The sequence below is a fragment of the Rubellimicrobium rubrum genome, from assembly GCF_006152115.1.
Taxonomy (GTDB): Bacteria; Pseudomonadota; Alphaproteobacteria; order Rhodobacterales; family Rhodobacteraceae; genus Rubellimicrobium; species Rubellimicrobium rubrum.
The window spans coordinates 157,597-174,114 of sequence record NZ_VDFU01000003.1 but is presented as its reverse complement, the minus strand read 5'-3'; the positions used below and the strand labels follow the sequence as shown (position 1 = coordinate 174,114).

14 protein-coding genes are annotated in these 16,518 nt (G+C 68.3%); 3 read left to right on the top strand and 11 right to left on the bottom strand.

Annotated features, from left to right (window positions below; translation table 11 throughout):
• Positions 1-36 precede the first annotated feature (36 nt).
• Both FHG66_RS03910 and FHG66_RS03905 read right to left on the bottom strand, forming a co-directional pair.
• Positions 37-981: a hypothetical protein gene (locus FHG66_RS03910; protein ID WP_139075383.1), complete on the bottom strand. Its 945-nt coding sequence runs from the start codon at positions 979-981 to the stop codon at positions 37-39.
• A gap of 551 nt (positions 982-1,532) precedes the next feature.
• On the bottom strand, positions 1,533-2,456 hold the full coding sequence (locus FHG66_RS03905) for a LysR family transcriptional regulator ArgP (protein ID WP_139075382.1): 924 nt from the start codon (positions 2,454-2,456) through the stop codon (positions 1,533-1,535).
• Between the two features lie 72 nt (positions 2,457-2,528).
• Here FHG66_RS03905 and FHG66_RS03900 point away from each other — a divergent pair, with 72 nt between their 5' ends.
• The gene (locus tag FHG66_RS03900; RefSeq protein WP_139075381.1) at positions 2,529-3,158 is read left to right on the top strand and encodes a LysE/ArgO family amino acid transporter; all 630 of its coding nucleotides are present in this window, start codon (positions 2,529-2,531) and stop codon (positions 3,156-3,158) included.
• Positions 3,159-3,307: 149 nt separating this feature from the next.
• On the opposite strand, the gene FHG66_RS03895 is transcribed toward FHG66_RS03900, so the two are convergent.
• The 8 genes from FHG66_RS03895 to glpD all read right to left on the bottom strand — a co-directional run bounded on the left by FHG66_RS03895 (position 3,308) and on the right by glpD (position 13,156).
• Complete coding sequence (locus FHG66_RS03895) at positions 3,308-4,978, bottom strand: methyl-accepting chemotaxis protein (protein ID WP_139075380.1); 1,671 nt, start codon at positions 4,976-4,978, stop codon at positions 3,308-3,310.
• 341 nt (positions 4,979-5,319) lie between these two features.
• Complete coding sequence (locus tag FHG66_RS03890; protein ID WP_139075379.1) at positions 5,320-7,056, bottom strand: ABC transporter substrate-binding protein; 1,737 nt, start codon at positions 7,054-7,056, stop codon at positions 5,320-5,322.
• A gap of 80 nt (positions 7,057-7,136) precedes the next feature.
• Positions 7,137-7,613 carry a DUF2160 domain-containing protein gene (locus tag FHG66_RS22145; RefSeq protein WP_246082447.1) on the bottom strand — a complete coding sequence of 159 codons (477 nt, stop codon included), beginning with the start codon at positions 7,611-7,613 and terminating at the stop codon, positions 7,137-7,139.
• Positions 7,613-8,479: a carbohydrate ABC transporter permease gene (locus tag FHG66_RS03880; protein ID WP_139075378.1), complete on the bottom strand. Its 867-nt coding sequence runs from the start codon at positions 8,477-8,479 to the stop codon at positions 7,613-7,615. The genes FHG66_RS22145 and FHG66_RS03880 overlap by 1 nt, the downstream gene beginning before the upstream one ends.
• Positions 8,476-9,351, bottom strand: coding sequence for a carbohydrate ABC transporter permease (locus FHG66_RS03875; protein WP_139075377.1), 876 nt, complete (start codon positions 9,349-9,351; stop codon positions 8,476-8,478). The genes FHG66_RS03880 and FHG66_RS03875 overlap by 4 nt, the downstream gene beginning before the upstream one ends.
• Positions 9,348-10,427 carry an ABC transporter ATP-binding protein gene (locus tag FHG66_RS03870; RefSeq protein WP_139075376.1) on the bottom strand — a complete coding sequence of 360 codons (1,080 nt, stop codon included), beginning with the start codon at positions 10,425-10,427 and terminating at the stop codon, positions 9,348-9,350. The genes FHG66_RS03875 and FHG66_RS03870 overlap by 4 nt, the downstream gene beginning before the upstream one ends.
• A 4-nt stretch (positions 10,428-10,431) precedes the next feature.
• The gene (locus FHG66_RS03865; protein WP_139075375.1) at positions 10,432-11,520 is read right to left on the bottom strand and encodes an ABC transporter ATP-binding protein; all 1,089 of its coding nucleotides are present in this window, start codon (positions 11,518-11,520) and stop codon (positions 10,432-10,434) included.
• Between the two features lie 10 nt (positions 11,521-11,530).
• Positions 11,531-13,156 (bottom strand): glycerol-3-phosphate dehydrogenase, encoded by a 1,626-nt coding sequence (gene glpD, locus FHG66_RS03860; protein WP_139075374.1) that lies wholly within the window; start codon positions 13,154-13,156, stop codon positions 11,531-11,533.
• Positions 13,157-13,336: 180 nt separating this feature from the next.
• Between glpD and FHG66_RS03855 the strand changes: the two genes are divergently transcribed.
• Positions 13,337-14,125, top strand: a complete 789-nt coding sequence (locus tag FHG66_RS03855; protein WP_139075373.1) for a DeoR/GlpR family DNA-binding transcription regulator — start codon at positions 13,337-13,339, stop codon at positions 14,123-14,125.
• Positions 14,126-14,198: 73 nt separating this feature from the next.
• A complete protein-coding gene (locus FHG66_RS03850) occupies positions 14,199-15,371 on the top strand; it encodes an RtcB family protein (protein ID WP_139075372.1) in 1,173 nt (390 codons plus the stop codon).
• Here FHG66_RS03850 and FHG66_RS03845 read toward each other — a convergent pair.
• Positions 15,359-16,462, bottom strand: coding sequence for a D-apionate lactonase family protein (locus FHG66_RS03845; protein WP_139075371.1), 1,104 nt, complete (start codon positions 16,460-16,462; stop codon positions 15,359-15,361). The genes FHG66_RS03850 and FHG66_RS03845 overlap by 13 nt on opposite strands.
• Positions 16,463-16,518: the final 56 nt, after the last annotated feature.

The following is a 16,518-nucleotide window of genomic DNA, read 5'->3' as shown; positions in this document are numbered from 1 at the left end:
CGAAGCTCCTCTCTGGAGGGTCCGAGGAGGCCCGCCTCATGTGACGAGAGACAGGATCCGGGTGAACTGCCGCGCAAGGTTCGGGCCGGAGACCAGAGCCCTGATCCGGGCCATGCGCGCCAAGGACTCCGTCCATCGGGGCGTTCCGAGATCGCCCTTGGCCCGGTCGAGCGCGGCGGCAATCGCGTCCGGCTCCACATCATCCACGAGGTAGGGGTAGTCCTCGCCCAGAAAGGCCACGGCGTCGTCCACGTCGCGGTTGACGATGATGTTGGAGGAACATGCCGCCGCGGTCATCCCCTTGGTGAAGGGCTTGTAGACCCGGAGCGTCCGATCGGTAGGCGGCGGCGGCCGCACTCCGTAGTGGAGGTTGAAGTCGGGCAGACGCGGTATCGCGCGGGCCATGTCGTCCGGCGTGACGACCGGCAGGACCTCCACCTCGCCCGCGAGGGACGCCGGCAGCAGAAGGTTGGGCGGGTACCCCAGATAGACCGTCTCCACGCGTGGCAGCGTCGGGAAGGCCAGCCCGTCCAGGCGGGGATCGGCATGGTGCAGGAGGAGGGCAGCCTTTGCCTGCAGGCCTTGGCAGGCCTGCTCCAACGCGGCGAGCCCGGCATAGGAGGCGGACACATGAACATCGAAGCGGCCAAGATCGATGGCTGCCGGGTCGCCATCGATGTGGTCCACGCCGACCGCGATCGCGCGCTTGCGCAGCAGATCCAGTTGATCGGCACTCATGGCATGGGCCACGTTCTTGAGGAGGATGAAGACCGCTTCGGGCTGGGCGAGGATCCAGGGCGTCAGCCAACGGAACGCGATCCGCGGAATGATCGATATGCTGAGGTCGATATGCGGCGGGAGATGAGGCTGGATCAACGTCGCAAGCTGCTGCGACCGCATGATGTCCGAGCCCCGCTGCAGGAACACCGGACGACCGCGACGACGGCTCTCGCGCCGATCGAGGCGCGGCCCCCTTGCCACGATGCGTACCTTCAGCCTCGCCGCAGACATCGGTCGACCGTGCTCCATTCTGTCACCGCGCACTGGGCGTAACGACCGCGGGCACTCGGCGCAACCTGTCCGGGGCAGCCTTGGGCCCCGCCGGATGGGCAGGACAGTCGGCCGTCCGTTTGGGCCACGCTGTCGGCGCGGCGCCGTGCTGTTGCATCCGGCGTCTCCGTGGTCGTCCAGCTGTCGGACCCAAGAAGCGCATGACTGGTGTCGGACCGGTGCTCGACTTGGAGAAATGGGGCACCCAGCCACGAGATGCGAGCCGCCGTTGGTTCATGGAGCAGGCAGGAATACCTTGGATAGCGGCGCGCTTGCGGACGAAAGCGGGACGCTGCGGGACCGGGCCGGTGCAGGGCGTAGGCGTTCGACACGGTTGCTCCTATCGTCGGCAGCCCATTCCTCAGTCGGTTCCCCTCAGGCGATCGCGGATGTCCTAGCCGCAGCCAATGCATTTGCTTGCCCTTCGCCCTGACCCTCTCCTTGCAGAGCAAGCCGAGGCATGACCCTCTGTCCCATCGCGATCAGGACTCCTGCTTCTCGGCGGGCTGCGAAAGGCTGCGCTTCGCCTCTGTGGCGACCTCGTGGGTCAGCACGTCGAGCAGGCGCGCCCCAAGTCGGGCGTGCTGCCAATGAAGGGCCACGTCGAGCGGCCGTCCCGGCACGAGCTCCACGAGGCGCCCGGCCGCCAGATGCGCGTCGGCCATCCGCTTCGGGTTGAGAGCCCAGCCCAGGCCCGCGAGGCTCGCGTCGAGGAACCCTTGCGTGGATGGTACCCAATGCGTCGGCGCGTCGAGCGGGATCCCCAACACCTCCTGCGCCCAGCGCGCCTGAAGGCCGTCCCTGCGATCGAACCGCAGGACGGGCGCGCGGGCCAGCGCGGCGGCATCCACGCCCTGTGGCGCATGGCGGCGCAGGAAGCCGGGGCTCGCGGTGGCGACATAGCGCAGGGCGCCCAGCAGACGCATACGGCATCCCGGAACCGGCACCGGATCGGCGGTCACGGCGGCCAGCACCTCGCCCGAGCGCAGACGTTCGGCCGTGTGCTCCTCGCCGTCCAGCACCAGATCCAGGAACGCGCCGGTGCGTTCGGCAAAGCGAGCCATGACCGGCAGGAACCAACTGCCCAGGCTGTCCGCGTTGACGGCCACTCGAAGCGTCACCGGTGCGGCGTTCCCGCGGCCGGGTTCCCCCAGCACGGGCAGCCCTGCGACAAGTTCGCCCTCCAGAAGGCGCACCCGCTCGACATGGGCGCAGAGGCGGGTTCCGGCCTCGGTGGGTTTCGGGGGTTGGCAACGCACGACCAGCGTCGTGCCGACCCGCTCCTCCAATGCGCGGATGCGCTGCGATACCGCCGACGGCGTGACGCCCAGCACGGCCGCCGCCCGTTCGAACCCGCCCTCCCGGACAACGGCGGCCAAGGCGGCCAAGGCGGGATAGTCGAGCATCATTAGCTCCGCTTCAGCGATGTTAGCATCTTTAACTGGCCTACAGTCCCCTGCCGCGGCAAGGAAGCGTGCATGGCTGCTTCATCCTCTTTCCTGACCGGCTTCGCCCTTTCGGCTGGCCTCATCATCGCCATCGGTTCGCAGAACGCCTTCGTGCTCCGGCAGGGTCTTCGGCGCGAGCATGTGGGAGCCGTCGTGCTGTTCTGCGCCTGCGCCGATCTCGTGCTCATCGCGGCCGGGGTGGCAGGCCTTGGGGTGGCGCTCAAGGGCTTGCCGGGACTTGTGACTCTTCTGGCGCTGGGCGGGGCCGTGTTCCTGGGCTGGTACGGCCTCGCGGCGCTGCAGCGGGCTGCCCGGCCCGAACGGCTCGTGGCGGATCAAGGGGGGGCCGCGCGGTCGCTAGGAGCGGCGCTGGCGCAGGTCGCGGCCTTCACGTTCCTGAACCCGCACGTGTATCTCGATACGGTCCTGCTCGTGGGGTCCATCGGGGCCGCTCAGCCAGCCGGGGCGCAAGGATCCTTCGTGGCCGGAGCGGGACTGGCCAGCGCGGCCTGGTTCACCGCCTTGGGCTTCGGCGCACGACTCCTCGCGCCACTTTTCGCACGACCCGCCGCGTGGCGCGTGCTGGATCTGGTCGTGGGGGCGACCATGATCCTTCTCGCCTTCGGGCTGCTGGAATACGCCTTCGACGGGCGCGCCTGACAGCCCTTTTCGACAGGACTCCAGATGGCGACGACCCTTGCCGCGCCGGAGATGCACTTTCGTCCACATGCGGCGACAGCGATTGATCGCTCCATGAACCCGCCATCTCGGGAGCGCACAGAGCACGCCTGCCCCTAAGCCGTCTCCGGTCAGGCGGCCCTGGCGGACGAGCCGCGCGCCGGGCTCCGGACGAAGCCCGCATCGAGTTCGTCCTCGCCCGTCTCCAGATCGAAGGCAAACCCGGACGACCGGGCCGATCGGGGGGCCGCGGCAGCCTTGCCCTGAGGGAGAGCCAGGGGCGCGGCAGGCGCGACCTCGATCCCGCCAATGCGGAAGAACGCGATGGCCGACCGCAGCATCTCGGCTTGGGCAGCCAGTTCCTCGGCGGTCGTGGCCACCTGCTCGGAGGCGGCGGTGTTCTGCTGCGTGACCTCGTTCAGCTGCTCGATGGCCAGGGTGACTTGCGCGGCACCGGTGGCCAGCTCGCGGTTCGCGCCGCCGATCTGGCCCACGAGTTCGGCCGTGCGCGCGATCTCGGGAACCAGCCGCTCAAGGCTCTGGCCGGTGCCTTCCGCCGTGATCGAGGTTTCGGCTGACAGGCGGCTCACCTGTGACGCGGCGGCCTGGCTGCGCTCTGCCAGTTTCCTGACCTCGGACGCCACCACGGCGAAGCCCCGCCCGTGCTCCCCGGCCCGCGCGGCCTCCACGGCGGCGTTGAGCGCCAGCAGGTCGGTCTGGCGGGCAATCTCCTGGATGACCAGGATCTGCTCGGCCACCGTCTTCATGGCGCGGATCGACTGGGCGGCGTTCTCGCCTACCCGGCGCGCGCTGTCGGCCGAGGTGGTGGCGATGGTTTCCGTTTCGGTGGCGTTCTGGGCCGTCTGCTTGATGTTGGCCGCCATCTGCTCGACGGAGGCCGAGGCTTCCTCGGTCGCAGCGGCCTGCTCGGTCGCGCCCTGGCTCAGCTGCTGCGCGGTGGCCGCCATCTCGGTCGCGCCGGTAGCGACGTTGCGCGCACCGACCGACGCACCCCCCACGACCTCGCGCAGCTTAAGGATCATACCGTTGAGACGTCCGAGAAGATCGGTGATCTCATCGTTGCCATGGATCTCGGCCAGTTCGGTGAGATCGCCATTCGCCACCCGGCCAGCCAGATCGACACCGCGCTTCATCCCGCGCGAGATGGCCCGGATGACCCAGGACGCACCCAGCGCACCGATCAGGACGCTGCCCAAGGCCAGCGCGATCAGGAGGTCGCGGGCTATGGCGTAAAGCTCCCCCGACTCCGCGGCGGCCTCGGCCATGTGCTCATGCTCGGCCTGCACCATCTCATTGAGGTTAGCCTCCATCTGCGCCCAGATAGCGAGGCCTTGGCTGGCCAGCAGGCGGAACGCCTGGTCGTCCCCTTCCGGCGTCCCCAGAAGCGCGAGGCGGGCCACCTCGTTGTTGACCGTCCGAAGCTGCACGGTGAGTTCAGCGAACCGGTCGAGACCTGTGTTTCCTTCCTGAGCGCTGAGTTCGGTAAGTTGCGCCTTTGCAAGGTCCACATGTTCGCGCAAGCCCGTGATCTCGTCCCGAAGCGCTGCGATGGTCGCCATGTCGTCGGACAGGATGATGTCCCGAAGGTCGCGCTGTATGGTGATCACGTCGGCCTTGATCGCCCCGGCCAGACGAAGGCTTTCGGCATTGATGGACGCAAGGCTGGACACGCGCCCGTTCAGGGCAGCCAAATCCGTGAGCGCGAGGCCCATGCCGCCACCTGCCGACAGAATCACGGCGGCGAAGACAACGGTCAGCTTGAGTTTGAGGGTGAGACGCATGTTCCACTTTCGCGCAGCAACTTGACTTGGGCTGCCACCACGGCAACTCGCCGCCACCCTTGGTCCACCATGGTTAACAAACTGCTCACGACTGGCAGTTCCAGGAACCAATCCGGGAAATTGACTATGTTTACGCAGGAATATGGGTCAACGCCCACAGAGTCAGCCGTCCGCTCCAAGCTGGACCTGGGCCATTGCAGGGCCGCGAGATGGGTCCGGTCAGACTGGAGGTATCGATACAATCCCTTTGGGCAGATGCGCGAATGATAAAGGCCCCGCGCCATGGACGCGGGGCCAATGATCGGCCGGGGCCTGTCGGGCAGGTCTCGGCCCGTGTTGGATCACTGCGCCGGAGCGGCCTGCCAGGACTGGATCAGCTCGTCGTAGTTGACCGTCTCGGGGTTGCCGCGCTCGTCCGCGAGTTCGGCCACCGGGGCGCCCGGCTCGTCGATCCAGGTCTGCGGGTCCTGCTCCTCACCCAGGACGGGGCCGAGCTCGCCCTGAACGCCCGAGCGTTCAAGCCGCGCCAGCACCTCTTCCTGCTGCTCGCACAGCGCGTCGAGCGCTTCCTGAGCGGTCTTCGCCCCCGAGGAAGCATCACCGATGTTCTGCCACCAGAGCTGCGCCAGGCGCGGATAGTCGGGGATGTTGGTGCCCGTGGGCGACCAGCGGACGCGGTCGGGCGAACGGTAGAACTCCACGAGGCCACCCAAAAGCGGGGCGCGTTCGGTGAAGCTTTCGTGCTGGATGGTGGATTCACGGATGAAGGTCAGGCCGGCATGGGCCTTTTCCACGTCCACGGTCATGGAGGTCACGAACTGCGCGTAAAGCCAAGCGGCCTGCGCACGATCCACCGGGGTGGACTCCATGATCGTCCAGCTTCCCACGTCCTGGTAGCCGACCTTCATGCCGTCCTGCCAGTAGGCGCCGTGGGGCGATGGGGCGAGGCGCCAACGCGGGGTGCCGTCCTCGTTCATGACCGGGATGCCGGGCTCCACAAGCGAGGGCACGAAGGTGGTGTACATGAACATCTGCTGCGCGACCTGCCCCTGGGCCGGGATGGGCCCGGACTCGGAGAAGGTCATGCCAGCGGCGGCCGGAGGGGCATAGGCGCCCAGCCATTCGACATATTTCTCGATGGCATAGACGGCGGCGGCGTCGTTGGTCGCCCCGCCCCGCGCCACGCAGGAGCCCACCGGCTGCGAGTTCTCGTTGACGCGGATGCCCCATTCGTCCACGGGCAGGCCGTTGGGCTCGCCCACGTCGCCCATGCCGGCCATCGACATCCAGGCGTCGGTGAACCGCCAGCCGAGGCTCGGGTCCTTCTTGCCGTAGTCCATGTGGCCGAAGACCTCGCCCTCGACGCCCATGTGCGACAGGTCGCGGCCGGTGAAGAACTTGGCGATGTCCTCGTAGGCGGCCCAGTTGACCGGCACGCCCAGCGGATAGCCGTACTCGGCCTCGAAGTCGGCCATGTTCTTTTCGTCGTTGAACCAGTCGTAGCGGAACCAGTACAGGTTCGCGAACTGCTGGTCGGGAAGCTGGTACAGCTCTCCGTCCGGGCCGGTCGTGAACTGGATCCCGATGAAGTCGTCGAGGTTCAGCGTGGGCGACGTGACCGAGGCCCCCTCCCCCGCCATCCAGTCGGTCAGCGACCGGGCCTGCTGGTAGCGCCAGTGGGTGCCGATCAGGTCCGAGTCGTTCACATAGGCGTCGTAGATGTTCTCGCCCGACTGCATCTGGGTTTGCAGACGCTCGACCACGTCCCCCTCGCCGATGAGGTCGTGGGTGACGGTGATGCCGGTGATCGCCGTGAAGGCCGGGGCGAGGACCTGCGATTCATATTCGTGGACCGGGATCGTCTCGGAGACGACCTTGATCTCCATGCCCTGGAAGGGCTGGGCGGCATCCACGAACCACTGCATCTCGGCTTCCTGCTCCTCGCGGGTCAGCGCCGATCGCTGGATCGTCTCGTCGAGGAACTGGCGCGCGGCCTCCATGTCGGCCCGGGCGGTGGTCGCCCCCAGGACCGACAGCGCCAAGGCAAGCGCCGTGGTGGACTTCAACGTCAGGTTCATTGTTCTTCCTCCCTGTTTCCTTGTTGTTCCGTTTGTCGGGATCGGCCGCATCCTCCGGTGCGGCCCGTCCCGGAACCTCGTCAGGCCCAGCGGAAGACCGCTGCGGCATAGATCAGGCAAACCACCAGCGCCCCCCATTGGGCCTGCCCCACGAACCCCAGCCAGGCCAGGTTGATGAAGGCCGAGCCCAGGAGCGTGATGAACAGGCGGTCGCCCCGCGTCGTCTCGATCCGCAGGATGCCTACGCGCGGCGTCTCCGGGTAGCGGATGGCGAGGACCAGCATCGACAGGATCAGCGCGGCGATCACCCAGAAGAACAACGCCGTCGCCAGCGTCCAGGCCATCCAGCCGCCGGGCACCATCGGGTCGCCCCAGGCGACCCCCTCGTCGGTGCGCGGCGCGGCCTGGAACAGGAGGGCCAGAAGCCCCCCCATCACCGCGACGATGATCGCGGTCAGGACGCCGACCCGGGCCGGGCGCGCCGGCGCGGTCGCATGTTCGTCCACCGGGGCGATCAGGCCCGACGCCGTTCGCGGATCGCGTGCTGCGTCGCTCATCACACCCTCCCCAGGGCAAAGCCCTTGGCGATGTAGTTGCGCACGAACCAGATCACGAGCGCCCCGGGGATGATGGTCAGGACGCCCGCCGCCGCCAGCACCCCCCAGTCGAGGCCCGAGGCCGAGACGGTGCGCGTCATGGTGGCCGCGATGGGCTTGGCCTCGGTCGAGGTGAGCGTGCGGGACAGCAGCAGCTCCACCCAGGAGAACATGAAGCAGAAGAACGCCGCGACGCCGATCCCCGACGCGATCAGGGGCATGAAGATGCGGGCGAAGAACCGCGGGAAGGAGTAGCCGTCGATGTAGGCGGTCTCGTCGATCTCGCGCGGGACGCCGCGCATGAAGCCTTCGAGGATCCACACCGCCAGCGGCACGTTGAAGAGGCAGTGTGCCAAGGCGACTGCGATATGCGTGTCGAAAAGGCCGACCGCGGAATAAAGCTGGAAGAACGGCAGCGCGAAGACGGCAGGCGGGGCCATCCGGTTCGTGAGCAGCCAGAAGAACAGGTGCTTGTCGCCCAGGAACGAGTAGCGCGAAAAGGCGTAGGCCGCCGGCAGCGCCACCGTCACCGAGATCACGGTGTTCAGCAGGACGTAGATCAGGCTGTTCACATAACCCATGTACCAGGACGGGTCCGTCAGGATCGTCAGGTAGTTCGCCAGCGTCGGGTTCCGTGGCCAGAGCGAGAAGCCGCCCAGGATCTCGCTGTTGGTCTTCAGGCTCATGTTCACGAGCCAGTAGATCGGCAGGAGCAGGAAAAGAATGTAGAGCGTCAGGACCACCGCGCTGGCCACCGACCGTTCCGGGCGCACGCGGACGGCCCTCACGGGGGCTGCCGCGACGGGAGAGGCGAGCGTTTCGGTCATTGGGGTCCCTCCTCGCGGTCGAGGTTGGTCATGACGGTGTAGAACGCCCAGGAGACGAGCAGGATGATCAGGAAGTACATGATCGAGAAGGCAGCGGCGGGCCCCAGGTCGAACTGCCCCAGCGCCATCTTCACGAGGTCGATGGACAGGAAGGTCGTCGCGTTGCCAGGGCCCCCGCCGGTGACCACGAAAGGCTCGGTGTAGATCATGAAGCTGTCCATGAAGCGGAGCAGCACCGCGATGACAAGGACGCCGCGCATCTTGGGAAGCTCGATGTAGCGGAACACGGCCCAGCGGCTGGCCTGGTCGATCTTGGCGGCCTGGTAGTAGGCGTCAGGGATGGACCGCAGCCCGGCATAGGCCAGAAGCGCGATCAGCGATGTCCAGTGCCAGACATCCATGACGACGATGATGACCCAGGCGTCGATCACGTCCTGCGTGTAGTTGAAGTCGAGGCCCAGCCCCGCCAGCGCCCGTCCCAGAAGGCCGATATCCACGCGTCCGAAGATCTGCCAGATCGTGCCGACCACGTTGAACGGGATCAGCAGCGGCAGCGCCATCAGGACAAGGCAGACCGAGGACCAAAAGCCCTTCTTGGGCATGTGGAGGGCGATGAAGATGCCCAGCGGCACCTCGATCAGCAGCACGATGGCCGAGAACAGGATTTGCCGGCCCAGCGCGTTCCACATCCGCTCGCTGTGGAGCAGGTCGTCGAACCAGTAGATGCCGTTCCAGAAGAACTCGTTGTCGCCGAAGGTGTCCTGGACCGAGTAGTTGACCACGGTCATCAGCGGGATCACCGCCGAGAAGGCCACGAGGACCAGCACCGGCAGGACCAGGAACCAAGCGCGGTTGTTGATGGGCTTGTTCATCTGGGGCTGCCCTCCACGCGCCAGCCATCGGCATAGACGCCCACATGGGCCGGGTCGAAGACCACCCGCGTCATGTCGGGGCCGATGGGCTCATCCTCGCTCGCGACGATGTTGATGGGGCGCCCGCCCAGATCGGCTCGGACGATCCGGTGACGACCCACGTCCTCGATCCGCCGGATGACCACAGGCAGGCCCTCATGGGCCGAGAGCCGTGCGAATTCGGGCCGTACGCCGATCTCGATCCGCCCGCCAAGGCCGCCGTAGCCACGCCCGAGGGCGATGGTGCCGCTCTCGTCGATATGCGCGCGGTCGCCCTCAACCCGCGCGGGCAGCAGATTCATGCCCGGCGAGCCGATGAAGTAGCCGACAAAGGTGTGGGCGGGCCTCTCGAACAGCTCCTGCGGGGTGCCGATCTGGACCACGCGCCCTTCGTGCATGACGACGACGCGGCTCGCAAAGGTCAGCGCCTCGGTCTGGTCGTGGGTCACATAGATCATCGTGTGCCCGAACTCGCGGTGCAGCGCCTTGAGCTGGGTCCGCAGTTCCCATTTCATGTGGGGGTCGATGACGGTCAGCGGCTCGTCGAACAGGATCGCGTTGACGTCCTGCCGCACCATGCCGCGCCCGAGGGAGATCTTCTGCTTGGCGTCCGCCGTAAGCCCCCGCGCGCGTCGGGGCAGCATCTCCTCCAGTCCCAGCATCCGCGCCACGGCCTGCACCCGTTGGGCCACCTGCGCCGCAGGCAAGCCCCGGTTCCGCAGGGGGAAGGCCAGGTTGTCGCGCACGGTCAGCGTGTCGTAGACGACCGGAAACTGGAACACCTGTGCGATGTTGCGTTGCGCGGTCGGCGCGTCGGTCACGTCGCGCCCGTCGAACAGGATGCGCCCGCGCGACGGCCGGATCAGTCCCGAGATGATGTTGAGAAGCGTCGTCTTTCCGCAGCCCGACCCGCCAAGAAGCGCATAAGCCTCCCCGTCGGTCCAATCATGGTCGAGCTGCTTGAGAGCGTAGTCATCCTCGCCCTTGGGGTTGGGCAGGTAGGAATGCGCCAGATTCTGGAGGGTGATCTGAGCCATCGGGTCACGCCGCCATGGAGGTTGCGGAAGAGGTCACGAGGCGGCCATCTTCGCCGAAAACGAAGACATGCGCGGGGTTGACCCAAACCGTGGCCGGCATCCCCGGAGCAAGATCCCGCACCCCCGGCACCAGCCCCACCCAGCGGACGCCATCATGGTCGAGGTGAACAAAGGTTTCCGAGCCCGTGATCTCGGAGCCCAGGACCGTGGCCCGGAACTCCAGCGCCTCGCCCGTGGGCCGGTCGAGACCGACGTGGTTCGCCCGGAAGCCCGCGACATAGACGCCCTCGGGCAGCGCGGCCAAGGACCCGACGGCAGGGATGCCCTGCCCCGCCCCGAACTGGATCTGCGCCAGCCGCTTAGCCACGCGGAGGAAGTTCATCGGAGGGTCCGAGAACACCCGCGCCGTGGTCGCATCTACCGGATTGCGGTACACGTCGGGTGTCGGGCCGAACTGCGTCACCCGCCCTTCCCAAAGCGTCGCCGTGTTGCCGCCCAGCAGTAGCGCCTCCTCCGGCTCGGTTGTGGCATAGACGAAGATCGATCCCGCTTCCTCGAAGATGCGGGGGATCTCGGCACGCAACTCCTCGCGCAGCTTGTAATCCAGGTTCGCCAGGGGCTCATCGAGGAGCACCAGTCCCGCTTCCTTGACCAGCGCCCGGGCCAATGCGCAGCGCTGCTGCTGGCCGCCCGACAACTCCAGCGGCCGACGCTGGAGGTAGGGCTCGAGCCGCATGAGGGCGGCGGCCCGGCGGACCCGATCCTCGACCTCGCCGCGCGGGCGGCCCAGGAGGCGCAGGGGCGAGGCGATGTTCTCGAACACCGTCATCGAGGGGTAGTTGATAAACTGCTGGTAGACCATCGCCACCGCGCGGTCCTGGACGCGCAGCCCGGTCACATCCTGCCCGTTCCAGAGCACCCGGCCCGCCGTCGGTACGTCCAGCCCGGCCATGAGCCGCATCAGGGTCGTCTTTCCCGACAGGGTCGGCCCCAGCAGGACGTTCATCGTCCCCTTCTGAAGCATGAGGTTCGTGGGATGCACATGAACCTGCCGTCCCACTGTCTTGGACACGCCGCGCAACTCCAAGGTCATCGCCGCCCCCTTACCCTCGTGCCCCGGAGACCGCCGGACGCGTGGCATCCTGCCGTTGGCCATCCCCGGCCTGCGCCGCACGCATCCATTGGTCCAGATGCTCCGCCCGCGCCGCATCCAGCCGGAGCCCCAGCTTGCTGCGCCGCCAGAGCACGTCGTCGGCCGTCCGCGCGTATTCGCGCGTCATGAGCCAGCGCACTTCCGCCTCGGTGAGCGTTGCCCCGAAATCCTTGCCCAGATCGGCCGCCGCCTTGGCGCCGCCCAGGACGTCACGCGCCTCGGTGCCATAAGCGCGCACCAGCCGCAGGGCCCAACGATCGGTCAGGAACGGATGCGCCCCCCGCAACTCGGCCACAAGGCGGCCCACGCCGTCCACCGCAAAGTCGCCGCCGGGCAGCGGCACGCCGGCAGTCCAGGGCCTCCCCGTGTTGCCCAGCACCGGGCCGATCTTCTCCAGCGCCGCCTCGGCCAGCCGGCGGTAGGTGGTGATCTTGCCACCGAACACATGCAAAACCGGCGCGCCCGGCGCGGCGTCGAGCTTGAGCGTATAGTCCCGCGTGGCCGCCGTCGCGGACTGCGCGCCCTCGTCGTACAGGGGCCGGACGCCCGAATAGGTCCAGACGATGTCGTCGCGTGTTACGGGCTTGGCGAAGTACTCCGACGCGAAGGCGCAAAGGTACTCCTGCTCCTCCGGCGTGCAGACGGGCGGCACGGAGGGGTCCGGGTGCTCGACGTCCGTCGTCCCGATCAGGGTGTAGTCGGTCTCGTAGGGGATCGCGAAGATGATCCGTCCGTCGCTCCCCTGGAAAAAGTAGCAGCGGTCGTGGTCGAACAGCTTGCGCGTGACGATATGCGACCCACGCACGAGCCGGATGCGGTCACGGCTTTGCAGGCCCAGCGCGCGGCTCAGCACTTCGCCCGCCCAGGGGCCGCTGGCATTGACGACGGCGCGGGCGCGGATGGTGCCCGCCCCCCCAGGCCCGTCGGTCTCGGCCAGCCAGTGGCCATTCTCGACATGGGCGGCCACGACACGTGTGCGGGTGAGAACCGTGGCCCCTCGGGCCTCCGCATCCTTCGCGTTCAGCACCACGAGCCGCGAGTCCTCCACCCAGCAGTCCGAGTATTCGAAGGCGCGGCGGAAGCGCGGTTTCAGCGGTCGCCCGGCCGGATCGGTGGTCAGGTCCACCGTCCGGGTCCCCGGCAGGATCTCGCGCCCGCCAAGGTTGTCGTAGAGCCCCAGCCCCAGCCGGATCAGCCAATCGGGCCGGCGGCCCTTCATCCAGGGCATGGCTCGGCCCATCATCCGCGACACCGGCGTGCTGCTTTCAAAGCGCATGTCGGGATGGAGCGGCAGCACGAAGCGCAGCGGCCAGGAGATGTGGGGCATGGCGCGCAGGAGCCGCTCCCTCTCGATGAGCGACTCGCGCACGAGCCGAACCTCAAGAAACTCCAGATAGCGCAACCCGCCGTGGAAGAGCTTGGTCGAGGCCGAGGACGTCGCCTGCGCGAGGTCGTCCTTTTCGCAGATCACCACCCGCAGACCGCGCCCCGCAGCGTCCCGCGCAATGCCGCAGCCGTTCACGCCCCCGCCAATCACGAGAAGGTCGCAGGTCACGTCCGAACGTTCCGCGGTCACCCTTGTCCCCTTCTCCCAACAGTGTCGAATCTAACGGAGGCATGCGCGCTTCGTCAACGCTCATGCGCGCCGATGTTCGTTATTGATCCATGCGCGCTGCGATGCAGCGATTTCCGCGCTCGCGCGAAGATTCGGCAGGTGCTAGTCTTGCCACTCCACTCAGGCCCGTCGGGACGAACGATGTCGCAAACGCTCCGCCACCCCGAGATCGTCGAGCTAGCCCGGCGCGAGGGGAAGGTGACCGTGGAAGGGCTGGCCCGGCACTTCGACGTGACGCTCCAGACCATCCGGCGCGACCTCGCGGAGCTGGCGCAGACCGGGCAGCTCGAACGGGTCCATGGGGGGGCCGTCCTGCCCTCGGGCACGAGCAACATCGGCTACGGAGAGCGGCGTCGCCTCCAGGGCGATGCCAAGGCCGCCATGGCGCGCGCCTGCGCCGCACTCATCCCCCATGACGCCGCGCTGTTCCTGGCCATCGGCACCAGCACCGAGGCGGTTGCGCGCGAGTTGCTGCGCCACCGCAACCTCCTCGTGGTGACCAACAACATGAACGTGGCCAACATCCTGGTCGCGAACCCCGATTGCCAGATCATCCTGGCGGGTGGCACGATCCGTCGGTCGGACGGCGGCATCGTGGGCACCCTGGCCGTGCAGACGATCCGGCAGTTCAAGTTCGACCTCGCGGTCATCGGCTGCTCGGGGCTCGACCGCGACGGGGATCTTCTGGACTTCGACCTTCAGGAGGTGGGGGTGAACCAAGCCATCCTCGCGCAGTCGCGGCAGCGGATCCTCGTGGCCGATCATTCCAAGTTCCAGAGGACCGCGCCGGTGCGCCTGGGCTCTCTGTCGGATCTCGACGTCTTCGTCACCGACCGGGCCTTGCCGCCCGACCTCGACCGGCGTTGCCGGGACTGGGGCACCCGCCTCGTCGTGACCGGGCCGCAGGACGGCGAGGCGGAACCGGACTGAGCCCTGCCTGGCGGTTTGTGTGGCCCCGGCGCGCGACCCGCCTACCATCGCGTCCCAGGCCAGGGAGGCGCGGATGTCGGCCCCACTCACGATCTTCGGTCGTCACGACGACGCGACGCTGTCGCAGATGGATGTTTGCCTGAAGACCGGCTCGGCGGTCGCGGGCGTGCTCTGCGCGGACGGCCACCTCGGCTACAACCACCCGATCGGCGGCGTGGTGGCCTATGAGGATGACCTGTCGATCAGCGGCGTGGGCTACGACATCGCTTGCGGAAACAAGGCGGTGCGGCTCGACACCCCCTTCGAGGCGATCGCCCCTCGGATACCGACGATCCTGCAGGACATCGCCCGAACCGTGAGCTTCGGGCTGGGCCGCGCCAACGCCGAAAAGGTGGACGACCCGCTGTTCGAAAGCGATCTGTGGAAGGCCGCCGGGGTCCGCGATCTGAAGCGCCTCGCTCGCGATCAACTGGGCACCGTGGGCGGCGGAAACCACTACGTGGACCTGTTCCGCGACGATGAGGGCTTCGTCTGGATCGGCGCGCATTTCGGATCGCGCGGGCTCGGACACAAGATCACGACCAAGTACCTGCAGATCGCCAAGGCGAATGGGAACATGCTCGCCCCGCCCGCTCTTCTGCCAGCCGACAGCGATGCGGGCCAGGGTTACCTCGCGGGCGTGGAGCTGGGCGGGCTTTATGCCTATGCCGGGCGGAACTGGGTGGTCGAGAAGGTGCGCCGGATCATCGGCGGGACCGTGACGGACGAGATCCACAATCACCACAACTTCGTCTGGCGCGAACGGCACGGGGACCGTGACCTTTGGGTCGTCCGCAAGGGCGCGACGCCCGCCTTTCCCGGCCAGCGCGGCTTCGTGGGCGGCTCCATGGGCGACGACGCGGTGATCCTGCGGGGCGTGGCCAGCCCCGAAAGCACGCGGGCGCTTCATTCCACCGTCCATGGCGCGGGCCGGGTGATGTCGCGCAGTGACGCCAAGGGCAAGCTGGACCGCAAGACGGGCCGCGTGCTGCGTCCGCCGCGGGTGGACGCGGAGGAGATGCGCTTATGGCTCCTCCGGAAGGGGGTGACCGTCGTGGGCGGCGACCTCGATGAAGCGCCGCAGGCCTACCGCCGCCTGCCCGACGTCCTGGCCGAACATGCCGGAACCGTGGAGATCGAGCACGTGCTCCACCCCATCGGCGTCGTCATGGCCGCAGCGGGCGACGTGGACCCCTACAAGGACTGAGCCGCCTCGCCCGCGAACAGCACCTCGCAGGGGCCCAGCGTGACCTCGCCCGGCAGCGGCCCCGCCGCGAGGGACAGCCAGTCCGGGTTCCTTGCAGCCTCCAGGGCGTCGGCGGACAGGTGCGCGCCCGTCGCGAAGGGCGCAGGCACCGTGACCGGCACGAGCGAGGCGTTGGCCAGGACAGCGCCTCCCTCCCAGGCGATGCCGCGCAGGCCCGGCACCGGATCGACCCGGACCACCCGGTCGGCCGCCGCATGAAGCCCCGCGTGGACATGGAGCAGCAGCCGGGCCTCCCCGGAGTCGCCCACGATCCCGAAGGGGCCGGCCGGAGCCGCGAGTGCCACGGCCTCGGCCCCGGCCTTGGCCGCGGCGGCGCAGGCGGCGACCGCATAGGCGGCGGCGAGCAGCCCTTTCTGCCGGGGGTCGGTGCCGTGAGAGCGCGACCCCGGCCAAGGCCGCAGCGCCATCGACACGAGCCCCAGGCGCAACGCCCGCGTTCCAGCCGCCGCCCGCGCGTCGGCAAAGACCTGGGGAAGCACTTCCAGCGCCTCCAGCACGGCCGCGTCCGCCGCGCCCGGGCCCACGGCCGAGGCTCCCAGCGTCACGTAATGGCCCGGCGCTTCGGCCGTGGGCCGCCGGTCGCCCGCAAAGCTGGTGAGAACGCCGAGCCCGACCTGCGCCTCGGGGAATGCGGCCGCCACCGCTTCGGTGCAGGCCTGGGGCGTGGGCTCCTGGGGGATGACCCCGCCCAGCTGCGGTTCAGGGAGGGCGGCCACGTGCCGAGGGAAAAGTCCCATCCGGGCAAGCCGCAGCGCCAAGGCATCGAGTCCGGGTCCGCACTCCGCCTCCTCAGGCAGCACGACCTCCAGATCGAGCATCCCGCCATGGGCCAGGCTGCGACAGGCCTCCTGGAGCGTCGCGTCGTCCTCGTCCGTCGAGCGGAGCCGCAGGAGGAGCCCCCGCGCCGGGAACGGCCCCTCGGGCCGGAGCCAGCCCGCCTCGGCCGCAAGAAGCAGGTCGGGCATCCGGGCCGAGGCGGGCTCGGCGTCCGGGGCGGCGTCGCCCAGGCGAAGGACGGGACCGTCGGTCATGTCGAAGCCCCGGCTCGGGGGATATGGTGCAGGTTGCGCAAGGCCGTCTCCTTCGC

Bases quoted from the DNA above. Each gene is read 5' to 3' on its own strand.
- FHG66_RS03905 (WP_139075382.1), bottom strand. From the start codon at position 2,456: ATGCTCGACTATCCCGCCTTGGCCGCCTTGGCCGCCGTTGTCCGGGAG.
- FHG66_RS03900 (WP_139075381.1), top strand. From the start codon at position 2,529: ATGGCTGCTTCATCCTCTTTCCTGACCGGCTTCGCCCTTTCGGCTGGC.
- FHG66_RS03895 (WP_139075380.1), bottom strand. From the start codon at position 4,978: ATGCGTCTCACCCTCAAACTCAAGCTGACCGTTGTCTTCGCCGCCGTG.
- FHG66_RS03890 (WP_139075379.1), bottom strand. From the start codon at position 7,056: ATGAACCTGACGTTGAAGTCCACCACGGCGCTTGCCTTGGCGCTGTCG.
- FHG66_RS22145 (WP_246082447.1), bottom strand. From the start codon at position 7,613: ATGAGCGACGCAGCACGCGATCCGCGAACGGCGTCGGGCCTGATCGCC.
- FHG66_RS03880 (WP_139075378.1), bottom strand. From the start codon at position 8,479: ATGACCGAAACGCTCGCCTCTCCCGTCGCGGCAGCCCCCGTGAGGGCC.
- FHG66_RS03875 (WP_139075377.1), bottom strand. From the start codon at position 9,351: ATGAACAAGCCCATCAACAACCGCGCTTGGTTCCTGGTCCTGCCGGTG.
- FHG66_RS03870 (WP_139075376.1), bottom strand. From the start codon at position 10,427: ATGGCTCAGATCACCCTCCAGAATCTGGCGCATTCCTACCTGCCCAAC.
- FHG66_RS03865 (WP_139075375.1), bottom strand. From the start codon at position 11,520: ATGACCTTGGAGTTGCGCGGCGTGTCCAAGACAGTGGGACGGCAGGTT.
- FHG66_RS03855 (WP_139075373.1), top strand. From the start codon at position 13,337: ATGTCGCAAACGCTCCGCCACCCCGAGATCGTCGAGCTAGCCCGGCGC.
- FHG66_RS03850 (WP_139075372.1), top strand. From the start codon at position 14,199: ATGTCGGCCCCACTCACGATCTTCGGTCGTCACGACGACGCGACGCTG.
- FHG66_RS03845 (WP_139075371.1), bottom strand. From the start codon at position 16,462: ATGACCGACGGTCCCGTCCTTCGCCTGGGCGACGCCGCCCCGGACGCC.